General features: G+C 67.8%; 12 protein-coding genes. 3 read left to right on the top strand and 9 right to left on the bottom strand.

All coding sequences use genetic code 11. From position 1 onward, the window contains the following. Positions 1-65 precede the first annotated feature (65 nt). The 5 genes from ACQEVY_RS39605 to ACQEVY_RS39585 all read right to left on the bottom strand — a co-directional run bounded on the left by ACQEVY_RS39605 (position 66) and on the right by ACQEVY_RS39585 (position 4,693). Positions 66-1,646 (bottom strand): ABC transporter substrate-binding protein, encoded by a 1,581-nt coding sequence (locus tag ACQEVY_RS39605; RefSeq protein WP_432954623.1) that lies wholly within the window; start codon positions 1,644-1,646, stop codon positions 66-68. Between the two features lie 202 nt (positions 1,647-1,848). Further along, entirely contained in the window at positions 1,849-2,607 is a 759-nt protein-coding gene (locus ACQEVY_RS39600; RefSeq protein ID WP_328773054.1) for an SDR family oxidoreductase, read from the bottom strand. Between the two features lie 17 nt (positions 2,608-2,624). Then, positions 2,625-3,386 carry a 3-oxoacyl-ACP reductase FabG gene (gene fabG / locus ACQEVY_RS39595; protein ID WP_432954621.1) on the bottom strand — a complete coding sequence of 254 codons (762 nt, stop codon included), beginning with the start codon at positions 3,384-3,386 and terminating at the stop codon, positions 2,625-2,627. Positions 3,387-3,521: 135 nt separating this feature from the next. Beyond that, entirely contained in the window at positions 3,522-3,929 is a 408-nt protein-coding gene (locus ACQEVY_RS39590; protein ID WP_432954620.1) for a DUF3037 domain-containing protein, read from the bottom strand. Then, positions 3,926-4,693 carry a HipA family kinase gene (locus ACQEVY_RS39585; RefSeq protein WP_432954619.1) on the bottom strand — a complete coding sequence of 256 codons (768 nt, stop codon included), beginning with the start codon at positions 4,691-4,693 and terminating at the stop codon, positions 3,926-3,928. Before ACQEVY_RS39585 ends, ACQEVY_RS39590 begins: the two co-directional genes overlap by 4 nt. Before the next feature lie 271 nt (positions 4,694-4,964). Here ACQEVY_RS39585 and ACQEVY_RS39580 point away from each other — a divergent pair, with 271 nt between their 5' ends. Further along, complete coding sequence (locus ACQEVY_RS39580; protein ID WP_432954617.1) at positions 4,965-6,068, top strand: FAD-dependent monooxygenase; 1,104 nt, start codon at positions 4,965-4,967, stop codon at positions 6,066-6,068. Here the strand turns inward: ACQEVY_RS39580 and ACQEVY_RS39575 are convergent, their stop codons facing one another. From ACQEVY_RS39575 to ACQEVY_RS39560, 4 genes are all read right to left on the bottom strand, one after another. Next, on the bottom strand, positions 6,069-6,920 hold the full coding sequence (locus ACQEVY_RS39575; RefSeq protein ID WP_432954615.1) for an alpha/beta fold hydrolase: 852 nt from the start codon (positions 6,918-6,920) through the stop codon (positions 6,069-6,071). 66 nt (positions 6,921-6,986) lie between these two features. Beyond that, the gene (locus ACQEVY_RS39570) at positions 6,987-7,760 is read right to left on the bottom strand and encodes a TIGR03084 family metal-binding protein (protein ID WP_432954614.1); all 774 of its coding nucleotides are present in this window, start codon (positions 7,758-7,760) and stop codon (positions 6,987-6,989) included. An 11-nt stretch (positions 7,761-7,771) separates the two neighbouring features. Then, positions 7,772-8,764 (bottom strand): AraC family transcriptional regulator, encoded by a 993-nt coding sequence (locus ACQEVY_RS39565; RefSeq protein WP_432954612.1) that lies wholly within the window; start codon positions 8,762-8,764, stop codon positions 7,772-7,774. 120 nt (positions 8,765-8,884) lie between these two features. Next, the gene (locus ACQEVY_RS39560) at positions 8,885-10,450 is read right to left on the bottom strand and encodes a serine/threonine-protein kinase (RefSeq protein WP_432954610.1); all 1,566 of its coding nucleotides are present in this window, start codon (positions 10,448-10,450) and stop codon (positions 8,885-8,887) included. A 249-nt stretch (positions 10,451-10,699) separates the two neighbouring features. On the opposite strand from ACQEVY_RS39560, the gene ACQEVY_RS39555 reads away from it, so the two are divergent. Then, positions 10,700-11,638 (top strand): class I SAM-dependent methyltransferase, encoded by a 939-nt coding sequence (locus tag ACQEVY_RS39555; protein ID WP_432954608.1) that lies wholly within the window; start codon positions 10,700-10,702, stop codon positions 11,636-11,638. A 139-nt stretch (positions 11,639-11,777) separates the two neighbouring features. Next, positions 11,778-12,671, top strand: a complete 894-nt coding sequence (locus tag ACQEVY_RS39550) for a trimeric intracellular cation channel family protein (protein ID WP_432954606.1) — start codon at positions 11,778-11,780, stop codon at positions 12,669-12,671. Positions 12,672-12,971: the final 300 nt, after the last annotated feature.

The following is a 12,971-nucleotide window of genomic DNA, read 5'->3' as shown; positions in this document are numbered from 1 at the left end:
CCCACTGACAACCGGCCTCGGAGCCGGGGCCGGCCGCGGACGACCGGCCCCGGAACACCCGACGGCTACCAGCTGGTCTTCCAGTACAGCTCCCACATCGCCATCATCGTCGCCGGGTCGATGGAGTTCTCGGCACCGGCGATCTCCTCGTTCGCGGCCACGAACGACTTGCCCTGCCACAGTGGCAGCAGCCGCGCGTCGTCGACGAGGATCTGCTGGGCCTTCTCGAACTGGGCGGCCACGGCGCCCCGGTCGCTCTCGCGGCGGGACTCGGGGATCAGCTGGCCCGTGATCTCGGGCGACTCGTAGGGGGTACCGAGCGCGTTCTGCTCGCCCACGAAGGGCGCGATGAAGTTGTCGGCGTCGGGGAAGTCGGGGTTCCAGCCACGGCCGAACACCGGGTACTCGCCGTTCTGGTAGCCCGGGGCGTAGGTCTTCCAGGGGCGGCTCTTCAGCGTGACGGTGAACAGGTCCGAGGCCTCCAGCTGCCGCTTCAGCTCCTCGAAGGCCGGCTTGGTCTGGGAGCCGTAGCGGTCGGTCGTGTACCAGAGGGTGAGCGGGACGCGCTCGGTGATGCCGTCCTGCTCGAGGATCCGCTTGGCCTTGGCGGCGCTGGGCTTCCCGAAGTCGTCGAAGAAGGCCGTGGTGTGGCCGACCAGGCCCTTGGGGATCATGGAGTACAGCGGCTCGACGGTGTCCTTGTAGATGTTGTGGACGAGCGCCGGGCGGTCGATGACCTGGGCGATCGCCTTGCGGACCGCGGGCCTCTTGGACCACGGGTCCTTGGGGTTGAACACCAGGTAGCTGATCTCGGTGGTGGGGTTCTCGACGAGCTGGAGCCCCGTGTCGTCGCCGCTCTCCTGGATGTCCACGACGTCGGTGGCGCCGAGACCGCGGTAGATGACGTCGATCTGCTTCTTCTTGAGGGCGTTGACGACCTGGGACGACCCCGGGAAGTACCGGATGGTCACGGCGCTGTTCTTGAGCTTCGCGATGCCCTTGTAGCTGTCGTTCTTGACGAGCTGGGCTTCCTTGCCGTCGTCGTAGGACTCCAGGCGGTACGGTCCCGCGCCGGTGACCCCGCCGTCGCTGCGGAGCTTGTTCGCGGGGTAGTCCTCGGGATCCACGATCGACATAGCGGGCGTGGAGAGCACGAAGGGGAACGTCGCGTCGGGCTGGTTCAGACGGAAGACGACCTCGAGGTCACCCTTCGTCTCGACTCGGTCGAGGGTGGTGAGCAGACCGGCGGGACCACCATTGAAGTTGATCTTCTTGATCCGGTCGATGGAGTGCTTGACGGCCTTCGCGTCCAGCGTGTGTCCGTTGGAGAACTTCAGGCCCTCCTGCAGCTTGCAGCTGTACACCGAGCTGGAGCTGTCGGTGAACCTGCAGCTCTCGGCGGCATCGGGCTCGGGCTCGGACGCGCCGGTGGGGAAGTTCAGCAGCGTCTGGTGGACGTTGCGGAACAGCTCCCAGGAGCTGTCCCAGGCGGCCGCCGGATCCAGGGTGCTGGGCTGGCTGGTCGTCCCCACGACGATCGGCTTCCCGTCGTCGGAGGAGTCCGAGGAGAAGACACCGCATCCGGCGACCAGGGCTATGGACGTGATCGCCCCCATCTGACGCAGGTACCTGTCCCGCTTGAACACGCGCACGCTCCTCGATCGGCCATACCACAAGGGTGGCCAGACGATACCGCAGCGCCGGGCCCCATGGGACGTCGCCCTGGCAGTGCCCTTGATCAGCGGCTATGTCCGTGCCGTGTGGGAATGGTGTTCATCTTTCGCACGACCGACAATGGCGGGCGCCCGCGCGGCTTCGCACCGGCCGCACAGGCGCCCACCGTGACCGTCAGCCGACCCCCGCGTTGAGGAAGATCCCGCCGTCGACGACGAGCGTCTGGCCGGTGATCCAGTCCGACTGCTCCGAGGTCAGGAAGGCGGCGGTGCCCCCGATGTCCGAGGGCATGCCGAGCCGACCGAGCGGGTAGCCCGCGGCCGCCTCCTCCTCGCGGCCCTCGTAGAGAGCCTTGGCGAACTGGGTCTTGACCACGGCCGGGGCGATCGCGTTGACGCGCACCTTGGGCGCGAACTCGTGCGCCAGCTGGACGGTCAGGTTGATCATGGCGGCCTTGCTGATGCCGTACGCGGCGATGAAGGGCGAGGCCGAGACGCCGGCGACGGAGGAGATGTTGACGATCGCGCCGCCGTTCTCGCTCTGCCAGGCCCGCCACGTCTGCTGGGCGAAACCGAGCGCCGAGATGACGTTGGTCTCGAACACCTTGCGCGCGACATTGAGGTCCAGCTCGGCGATCGGCCCGAAGACCGGGTTCGTACCCGCGTTGTTGACTAGGAAGTCGACGCGGCCGAACGCCTCCATGGTGCGCTCGACGGCGGCTGCCTGGTGGGCCTCGTCGTGGGCCTTGCCCGCGACGCCGATGACGCGGTCGGCGCCGAGCTTCTCCACGGCCTCCTTGAGCGCGTCCTCATTGCGCCCGGTGATGCACACCCGGTCACCGCGGGCGACCAGCGCCTCGGCGACGCCGTAGCCGATACCGCGGCTCGCGCCGGTGATGAGCGCGACCTTGCCCGAGAGTTCCACAGTCGTCATGTCTCTTTTCCCCGGCTCTAGTTGAGCGGTCCGCCGGCAACGTACATCACCTGTCCGGAGACGAATCCGGCGTCGTCACCCGTGAAGAAGGCGATCGCATTCGCGACGTCGTCCGGCCGGCCGACGCGCTGTACGGGGATCTGCGTGGCGGCCGCGGCCTGGAACTCCTCGAAGCCCATGCCGACCCGCTCGGCGGTGGCGGCGGTCATGTCGGTGACGATGAATCCGGGCGCGACGGCGTTCGCGGTGACACCGAACTTGCCGAGCTCGAACGCGAGCGTCTTGGTGAAGCCCTGCAGACCGGCCTTGGCGGCGGAGTAGTTGACCTGACCGCGGTTGCCGAGCGCCGAGGACGAGGAGAGGTTGACGACGCGGCCGAACTTGGCGTCCACCATGTACTTCTGGACGGCCCGCGTCATCAGGAAGGCGCCGCGCAGATGCACGTTCATGACCGTGTCCCAGTCGGACGCGGACATCTTGAAGAGGAGGTTGTCGCGGAGCACGCCCGCGTTGTTCACGAGGATGGTCGGCGCACCGAGCTCCTCGGCGATCCGCGTCACGGCGGCCTCGACCTGGGCCTCGTCGGAGACGTCGCAGCCGACGGCGATCGCCTTGCCGCCGGCGGAGGTGATCTTCTCCACGGTGTCCTTGCACGCGGCCTCGTCGAGGTCGATCACCGCGACGGCACGCCCCTCGGCGGCCAGGCGTACGGCGGTCGCGGCGCCGATTCCGCGCGCGGCACCGGTGACTACTGCGACCCGCTGCTCAGTGGTGGACATGGCTGGTTCTCCTCGCCTTTGAAAAGCCTCATACGGTACGCCCCTGCAGTGAGCGACCGCTTAGTACCCTCAGCGCCAGTGACGCTAGAAGCCCTGGCACTCGGTGTCAACGGAACACCACGCACATGTGATCCATCACCTCACCAGCAGTTGGAGAAGCCGCTCGACCTCGGCTTCGGGATCCGCGGTGAGCCCGGTGTGCACGGGCCCCGGCTGGACGACGGTCGAGCGGGGCGCGATCAGCCAGCGGAAGCGCCGCCCCGCGTCGTCGCGCGCCGCCTGCCCCGCCGCCGCTCCCCCGGCGCAGACGCCCTCGACGGCGCTCAGCGCGGCGCGTACGCCGGCCACGTCCGCCGCCGGGTCGAGCGCCCGCAGCTTGCCCTCGTCGAGATGCATGCGGGCAGCCACGTACGACTTCGCGCGGCAGTACACCAGCACGCCCGCGTTGAAGCACTCCCCCCGCTCGACGCGCGGCACGACGCGCAGCAACGCGTACTCGTAGACGTCACGACCGTCGCGCCCGCCCGTTTCGCGCCCGCTCACTTCGCCCTCACCTCGCCGGTCTCGATGCGCTCATGAATCGTGGCGGCCCGTGCCAGCAGCGGCTCCGCGTACGCGCGCCTGAGTGCGTCGGACGAGTCGAACCCCGGCTCGTCCGTCAGCCAGACCTCGGGGATCTCGGCGGTCACCTCGGCGAGCAGTTCCTCGGTGACCAGCGGCGCCAACTGAGCGGCGGCGGAGGCGATATCGGGGCCGAAAGGCGCGAGGGCGTGGTCGGTGGCGTCGTACGGCCTGGCCGCGGAGGCGGGTGCGCCGGGCCAGTTGTGGTGCCAGATCATGGTGGCGCCGTGGTCGATGAGCCAGAGTTCGCCCTGCCACATAAGCAAATTGGGGTTACGCCATGATCGGTCGACGTTGTTGACCAAGGCGTCGAACCAGACGATCTTCCCGGCCTCTTCAGGGCTCACCCGGTGCGCGAGAGCGTCAAAGCCGATCGCGCGGGACAGGAAGTCCATCCCGAGGTTCAGCCCACCGCTCGACTTGAGCAACTCCTGCACTTCCTCGTCCGGTTCACCGAGTCCGATGACCGGATCGAGCCCGATCGTGACCAGTCCGGGCACGCGCAGGCCCAGGCGCCGGGCGAGTTCACCGCAGACGACCTCCGCGACGAGGGTCTTCCGCCCTTGTCCGGCGCCGGTGAACTTCATGACGTACGTCCCGAGATCATCGGCCTCGACGAGGCCGGGCAGCGAGCCGCCCTCACGCAGGGGCGTGATGTAGCGGGTCGCGGTGACCTCTTTCAGCATTTTCCCAGGCCACCCGTCTCTTCAGGCTTACAACGAAGAGCATAGTAATCAAGGGTGATCGCGGGCCAGGGTGTGCTCTCCGCGCCTGCTGGCTTCGCTCTAGCTGCCTTCGCTCCTGCTGGTTTCGGCGCACAACCTCGTATGAGGCAGTGCCGCTCGCGCATGGCTCTACGACCGCGGCGTTTGGTGAGGTGGACGACACGGGGCGACGTGGGTTCAGGGGGCTCGGTAGCGCCGTCGCGTTGCCCGTTTACGTGTAAGGAAACCCCTTGTGGACAAGCTTCGTGTGCTGATCGTCGGCGCTGGAATCTCCGGTTTGGCGCTGGCCAAGGTGCTGCTGGACCGCGGATTCCTGGTGGACGTCGTCGAGCGCCGCGCCGACGACGGACTGGCCCTCGGCAGTGGCCTCTACCTGCCGGCGAACGCCGTGCGGGCGCTCCAGGCCATCGGGGTGGGGGACGAGGTGGCCAAGCGGGCGGAGCCCGTGGCGCGGCAGCGGCTGCTCGACCACCGCGGGCGGCCGCTCGCGGAGTTCGAGGTGGAGCGGATCTGGGGCGGGGTCGGACCCTGCCTGGCGATCACCCGTGACGATCTGCGTGAGGTGCTGTGCACGGCCGTCGCCAGCACCGTCATCCGCTACGACACCGAGGTGACCGCGGTGGCCGACGACGGGACCGTGACCTTCGCGGACGGCGCCACCGACGCCTACGACCTGGTGGTGGGCGCGGACGGCATCAACTCCGCTGTGCGGCGCTCCCTCTTCGGCGGGCCGGAACCGCGCTTTCTGGGGCAGGTGTGCTGGCGGTTCATCGCCGATGACACCGCGATCCCGGCCATCACCGAGTGGACCGGCCGGATGGGCACCAAGGGCCGTACGTTCCTGACCGTGCAACTCGGTGGCGGCCGCGTCTACTGCTACGCCGACATCAACAGCCCCGTTCCCGCGGCTCCGGACGGCGATTGGCGCGGGCTCTTCACCGACTTCGGCGGTCCGGTCCCCGAGCTGCTGGAGCAGGGCGAGGACGCGTACTTCGCCGCGCTGTACGAGAGCGAGAACCCCGTCTGGACGCGTCACCGCGCCGTCCTCGTCGGCGACGCCGCGCACGCCTTCTCCCCGAGCATGGCCCAGGGCGGCGCGATGGCGCTTGAAGACGCCCTGGTACTCGCCGACACCCTCACGACCACGCGTGACGTCACCACGGCCCTCGCTGCGTACGAGACCCGGCGCGCGCCGCGGGTGGCCTGGGTGGTGCAGCAGAATCACCGCCGCGACAAGGCCCGCAACCTGCCCACCCCACTGCGCAACTTCACCCTCCGCCGAGCCGGAGAGCGCATCTTCAGGGCCAACCACGCCCCGCTGCACGCCCTGCCGTAGCTACTCGTGGCTGAGGTCGCCGATGAATTCGGTCAGCAGGGCGGTGAACTGCTGCGGTGCCTCTTGGTGCGGAGCATGGCCGACACCGGGGATGACCTGAACCTCGCCGCGCCACAGCGCGGGAATGTTCAGCATTCGCAGGTAGTCAAGGCTGACCAGCTGCTCGTCGGCGCCCTGCACGATGGCGAGCGGCCGGCGGAGCGCTGAGACGATCGCGATCTCATCCGCGAACCGGCCCGCCCCAGCACTGGACCCGAGCCCGGCGCGCGCCGCGCCGTCGGTGGCCAGGATGTCGGATACGAAATCGCCGGTGTCCAGCGTCGAACCAGGCGCGGTGAAGCATTCCGCGGCCAGCTTTGCCTCCGATTCACTGACGTGCGCGCTGAAGAGGGCGCCCATCGCCGGGTTCGGCAGGAACGCCTCCGCCATCTCTGCAGGCGATGCGACCGGCGGCGCACCGAAAACGACGAAGCCACACGCATCCGACAGCTCAGGCGCGGCCTCCATCACGATCTGCCCGCCCATGCTCCAGCCGACGACGACCGCGTCGGAGACACCGAGTTCCTTGGCGAAGCCGATGAGCACGGCCGCGTATCCCGGCAGCGAATAGTCGGCCAGGACTCTGGCCGACTCGGACTCCCCATGACCGGGCAGGTCCAGCGCAATGCAGCGGAACCGCCGGCCGAATTCACCAGTCATCACCGGCAGCCAGGTCCTGGCCGAAGCCGAATTACCGTGAACGAAAATGACCGTCCGGCCATCATCACTGCCCAGGTCGGCACCGCCCAGGTCGGCCGGACTCTCCAGATAACTAATCCGCTGTCCATCGATTTTGACGCTCTGCCGCTTCACTCGATGCCTCTCGGTTGCACTGGCCGTTTTTTGAATACCTCGATCGGGAGATCGCTGCTTGCCCCGTCAGAGGAAAACTCGAGCAATATCAAGCCACTTCTGCGCATCCTCGCCGACCGCCGTGAGGTCGGTCTCGGCTCGGGATCTGCGCTGGGTGACGCGAAGGCAGAAGTCGAGGGCGCTGCCCTGCACCCGCTGCATGGCATCTTCCGGGCCCCACACCCAGGTTTGGCCATCAGGACCAGTCAGCTCGACACGGAGCGGCTCGGCCGGAACAGGCAACTGGGCGGCATAGAACGACAGTTCTCGCCCTATCACTCCCAACGAGGCCACATGCCGGAGCCGACCCGTGGGACGGCGCGAGACACCCAGTGCATCGAAGATGTCCTGCCCGTGAGCCCACGTTTCCATGAGTCGAAGCGGCACCATGAGCGCTGCGGTCAGCTGCGATCCGTACCACGGAAACGCATGGCCATCTGGAATGTCACGTAGCGCCGCCGCCACCTCGGTTCGGCCGGCACGCCATTGTTCCAGCAGTGCTGATCGCGGTTTTTCTGCTCCCGCGGCGGCGTCGAGATCGGCGTATTGGCTGCCTGCGGCTTCTGCCTGTTTGAGCACGGCGCCGAACGCATCGGGGGTCCGTAAGGCGATAAGGAGGTTCGCATCAGCTGCTGCAAGATGAGCGATCTGGTGGGCGATCGTCCAGCCCGCTGCCGGCGTAGGCGTGGACCAGTCAGTCTGCGCTGATACCAGGGCGTCCAGTTCATCGCCTTCAGCCACCAAGTCGGGCAGAGCGAGGTCGTGTTCTACGCCGGAGAGGTCAAGGCCGTAGTCCAACATCCGTGTTGCCTTTACACATTGACGGCAACGGGATTGTCCCGTTGGGTGCGGTCGCGGAAACGTCCGGGTGAGATTCCGTACTCCCGGCGGAATGCGGCTCCGAACGCGAATTCCGTCGAGTAGCCGACCTGGCGGGCTATCGCCGCAAGCGGTGCCTTGGTTTCCCGGAGGAGCCGGGCGCCGTAGCTCAGACGCCAACTGGTCAGGTAGGTCATGGGCGGTTTTCCGACCAGCGCGGTGAACCGTTTGGTGAACGCTGTCCGCGACATTCCGACGGTCTCGCCGAGCTGCTGTACCGTCCACGGCTTGTCCGGGCTCGTGTGGATCTCACGCAGCGCGACAGCGATGGCGGGATCGTCGATCTCCGGCCGTTCCACATCGCGATTCTGCTCGAGCCACTGACGCAGGACATGGGTCAGCAGTAGGTCCAGTAAGGCGGCACGGGCCGCCCTGCTCCCGGGTCGCGTATCGGACATGTCCACAGCCAGGAGATTGGTCAGCGCCCCCAGTTGTGAGGTGCGGCCATGGTCCGCCGACACCGCGATGACCTCAGGTAGCGCTCTGAGGAAGGGGTGTACTTCTCCATGGTCGAGCCAGTAGGCGCCGCAGAGGATCTCGACCTCGGCCGGACCAGGATCGTGCGGGACCACCCGCGGCAGGTTCTGGAGCAGGCATGGTGCGTGGCTCAGTCCACGCTCGGCTCCGAACGGGCTGAGCACGACATCGCCCGCCTTGAGCGCCCGTGGCCGACCGTTGGCCGTGATCAGCCATGCGCTGCCCCGCAGGAGGATGTGGAAGCCGCTGCCTGCGAAGGCGGGAAACCGTATGCCCCAAGAGCCCGCCCCCCTGACCCGGCAGGCCCGGGCGTGCCCGATCCGCACGCTCCCGATCGCCTCGCTGAGGATGTCCGTACCCGCGTCGGTATGGGCATGAGCGATGGAGACTGCACGGGTGGAATTCTCTTGGTCCACGACTTTCTCGTCTTTCATCTGCGCCGGGCCCACAACGGCCCAGGTCCGCCCCTGCCTCCGTAGCCTAGGAAGATTGGTATGGCGGGCACTTGAACGACTGCGCCGTCAGAGCAGAACATCTGCGCCATGTGGCGATCACCGATGTGGTGACCGTCAGGGTTGGTGCGTGACGCTCACCTGCACGGTCAGCTGGCCCCTGTTGTCCTCGAGACAGGTCCCGTCGCCGTCGTTGATCCGCAGTTGCAGGGTGCCGTTCCCGGCCGCCTGGAAAGTCAGCTTCCGCCCAACGGCGTGAACGGGGACGTTCTTCGCACCCTCCAGGCGTGTCAGCAGGGTGCCGAACGGCAAGTCGGGCTTGATCTTGCAGCTCTTCGCGAAGTCCAGCGCCCTGTCGGTGTTCGCGTCGTAACCGGCCGGCCCGGTCATGGGCATGTTCCGGTGGTCGACCGTCCACGTTCCCGAAGCGAACCGCACGCTGACGCGGTCTCCCCGCTGGACGGACACCGCGGTCACTCCCTGCCAGCCGGTTGTGGACTGGATGACCTGGCTGGTGGTCGTCGTCTTGGGCGCCTTCTCGGGCGGCAGCACCCCGGCGATGAAGAGACCGCTCGTCGCGAACCCGGCCAGTACGACCACGCCGGTCATGGCCCACAGCAGCCGCTTCGGTCCGCTCGACCGGGACGCGGGCCGGTGCGCGGGCGTGAGTGACGTGGTGTGCCGCGCCGTCGGCACGGTCTCCCCGGCCGGGACGGCCAGCCCCCGGCCGCTGGTCACGGTATCGGCGTCGGTCAAGGACACCGGAGGCCGCGCCACGCGCATCGTCGCCGATGGCAGCGGCCCGGCGTCCGCCTCGCCCGCCGCGACGCGCTGCAGCGCGGACCGTACGACGGCCGCTGGCGGGCGCTCGTCCGGGGACTTGCCCAGCAGTGCCTCGACGATCGGGCGGAGCGGGCCGAGCCGCTCGGACAGGGCGGGTTGCTCGTACGCCACCGCGTGGAGCGTCGCGGGCCGCGCCGGTCTGCGGAACGGGGACTGCCCGCCGCAGACCGTGGCCAGAGTCGCGCCCAGTGACCACAGGTCGGAGGCCGGTCCGACCTCCGCACCCATCACCCGCTCCGGCGCCATGAACTCCAGGGAGCCGACCAGTTCGCCGGTGGTCGTCAGGAACTCGCCGTCGTCCAGGGCCGCGATACCGAAGTCGGTCAGGACGGCGTTGCCGTCACGGCGCAGCAGTACGTTGGCCGGTTTCACGTCGCGGTGCAGGGTACCGGCCGCATGTACGGCCTCCAGCGCGGCCAGCAGTTGCAGGCCCAGGGCGGCGGCGTGCTGCGGTGTCAGCGGTCCGGTCTCGTTGATCCGTTGGGCCAGCGAGGGACCGTCGACGAGTTCCATGACGATCCACAGCCGGTCCTCGGACTCGACCAGATCGTGGACGCCCACCACGTGCGGGTGCGGCACGCGTGCGACCGCGCGCGCCTCGCGGATCGCGCGGCGCATCCGAACGCGGTGCTCCTCGTCGCCGTGGATGAGGATATGCAGTTCCTTGGCCGCGACCGGACGGTCCAGCAGCTGATCGTGCGCGCGCCAGACCGTGCCCATGCCGCCTCTGCCGAGGACGTCGTGGAGCAGATATCGACCGGCGATCAGCCGTCCTGATGCGCGTTCCGCACGCGTCCCCACCTGGTGATCGCCATCTCCGGATATCACGTGCTCTCTCACGTTCCCCTCCCGGCGAACTGGGCGTCCGCCGGTCACCATTCGCTCGAATGGAGCCGAGCATAGAGGAGTGCATGACCTCACATGTCGTCAACTGTCATGCAGAGCAAGACCCTTGCGGCAAAGTCCCGGACCGCGTGCACATACACGTATGGCTCCGCATCACCGGAGTATGGCTCCCCCCGATCGACCGCTGGTTGAGTCAAGCGCGGCCAAGCCCTTTGCCCGAAAAAACGGACATCGTCGGGCGACATGACACAGCATCATGAGGAAAGACCAGACAACACAATGACCGGGACAACGCCTCGAAATCCGTGGGACGCACTGGTTCCCACCTACGAGCGGTGGATGGAGCCTTGCTCGGCGGTGCTCGCGAAGGCGGCACTGGACCAGGCCGCGCTGAGCGCGGGCTCGGCTGTTCTGGACGTGGCCGCGGGCACGGGCGCGTTGGCCGTCGCGGCGGTCGAGCGTGGACACAGCGTCGACGCGATCGATACGTCGTCGTCGATGGTGGGCCGCCTGACCGAGCGTTTGAGGCCGTACTCCGGATGTTCCGCCGAGGTGATGGACGCACGGGACCTGCGCTACGGCGACGACGTATTCGACGCGGCGTTCTCGATTCTCGGCGTGCTGGACTGCGGAGCCCAAACGGCGAATGCGCTCGCCGAGATGGTCAGAGTGGTACGTCCTGGCGGCATCGTCAGTGTGGCGCAGTGGGCGGCCCCCGTGGGAGCTCCGTTCCTCGCACCCCTGGCCCGGGCCGTCAACCGCCTGAACGACCCCGGGCTGGGCGAGTTCGTGGCCCCGTTGAGCGAGTATCTGAAGCAATCGGAAATCGAGCACGCGCTGAGCCGAGCCGGATGCGATGACGTCCGCGTGGAGACCATCCAGGTGCCGTGCGTCATGCCCAAGCCCGAGACATTCGTGGACGAGCTGCATCCGATCTTTCGCATGCATCCTCAGTACCTCGCCGCGGTTTCCCTCCATCGGGACCGCTTCCGGATGCTTCTGGCCGAGGAAGTGCGCGCCTTGGAGACCGGAGAACACGGCCACCCCATCGCACGAGCCCATATCGCGTCAGCCCGTGTCACTCACGACGCCGCCCAGGCCAAACCGTCCCTCATCAAGCCGTCCATCATCGAGGCGCCACACGATCTCCCCGGTCGCCGCGAATCCGCTCGTCATGGATGAGACGAGCGGATGAAGGTCGCCGCTTTGGCACCTCACTTCGCACCTCCGTCACGCCTGGCCGGCGTTGCCGCGCCGCTTCGGCGTCTCGAAGTCCACGGCCATCGCCGATTGTTCAACAGCCTTCAGGGAGGCTTGTCCAATGCCGATCGACGAACTGAGCGGCGCCGTCCAGTACGTGATGGATCTCTTGGGCATCTTCGCCTTCGCCCTTTCCGGGGCGTTCCTCGCGGTGCGCAAGGACTTCGACATCTTCGGGACGGTCATCCTCAGTGAGGCGGCGGGCCTCGGCGGCGGCCTTTTCCGAGACATGGTCCTCGGGGTCACCCCCGTCGCCTTCACCGACCTCGGCTACTTCTTCACACCCTGCGCCGCCGCGGCGATCGTGTACTTCGGCCACCGCCTCGTCCACGACGACAAAGTGCGAGAAGGCAAGCTGTTCGACGCATCCGACGCGGCCGCACTCGGACTCTTCAGCGTCACCGGCACGGTCAAGGCGCTCGACCATGGCTTCAACATTCCCGCCGCCGTCACCCTCGGCTGCGCCAGCGCCTTCGGAGGCGGCGTGCTCGCCAGTCTCCTCGCGCTGGAAATGCCGACGCTGCTCCGCTGGAACCACGACCTGTACGCGCTGCCCACCCTCGCCGGCGCGACCTCGACCGCCCTGCTGCACCACACCGGACTGCTCAATGTCGGCACCGCCATCGGCACCGCGCTGTTCGCCTTCGCACTGCGGCTTCTCGCCCTACGCTACAACTGGCGCACCCCGCGATCCAACTTCTGGCGCAACCCGTTCGCGGGAATGCGGCAACAGCCGCCGCCCGCGAACCCGGACCCCGCCCCACCGCCCCCACCAGCCATCGAAGCCGACACAGTAACGCTGCCACCCATGGACGCGGACCAATTGATCCAGCGCAGAGACGACACCCTCCGCTTGAAACGACGCCCGGACCCCCGGCTCCTCCTCAACCGCCCCGCGAAACGGAAGACTGACGACCGGGAGCAGACGTCCCCAAAGCAGCCGTCAGAGGACTGACCGAGCGTTCGGGCCTACGCGCTGGGCCCGGTCGTCGCCCCGCGCCCCAGACCGACGGCACGCGCATGGCGTACGAGACCGACGGCGCCCTCCGCGTCGTACGCACCGACACGCACTGGACGAGTGGTTCCTCGGACATCCGGACGTGTCGCCGGAGAATGGCGAGCGCTGTTCCCTGGTGGCGCTGCTCGCGGCGGGCCGTCCGCACAGGGTGCCGCAGCCGCCCGGTTCGACCCGTTTGGTCACACAGGAAGGCGTGATAGATACGCTCCTCCGGCTTGATCTCGATTTCATCAAGAA

Origin of the sequence: Streptomyces sp. CA-288835 (assembly GCF_050936385.1) — a bacterium.
Classification (GTDB): domain Bacteria; phylum Actinomycetota; class Actinomycetes; order Streptomycetales; family Streptomycetaceae; genus Streptomyces.
This window is presented reverse-complemented; position numbering and strand designations above follow the sequence as displayed.

Excerpts from the sequence above, each read along its gene's own strand:
- ACQEVY_RS39555 (WP_432954608.1), top strand. The coding sequence starts at position 10,700 with ATGACACAGCATCATGAGGAAAGACCAGACAACACAATGACCGGGACA.
- ACQEVY_RS39570 (WP_432954614.1), bottom strand. The coding sequence starts at position 7,760 with ATGTTGGACTACGGCCTTGACCTCTCCGGCGTAGAACACGACCTCGCT.
- ACQEVY_RS39600 (WP_328773054.1), bottom strand. The coding sequence starts at position 2,607 with ATGACGACTGTGGAACTCTCGGGCAAGGTCGCGCTCATCACCGGCGCG.
- fabG (WP_432954621.1), bottom strand. The coding sequence starts at position 3,386 with ATGTCCACCACTGAGCAGCGGGTCGCAGTAGTCACCGGTGCCGCGCGC.
- ACQEVY_RS39550 (WP_432954606.1), top strand. The coding sequence starts at position 11,778 with ATGCCGATCGACGAACTGAGCGGCGCCGTCCAGTACGTGATGGATCTC.
- ACQEVY_RS39585 (WP_432954619.1), bottom strand. The coding sequence starts at position 4,693 with ATGCTGAAAGAGGTCACCGCGACCCGCTACATCACGCCCCTGCGTGAG.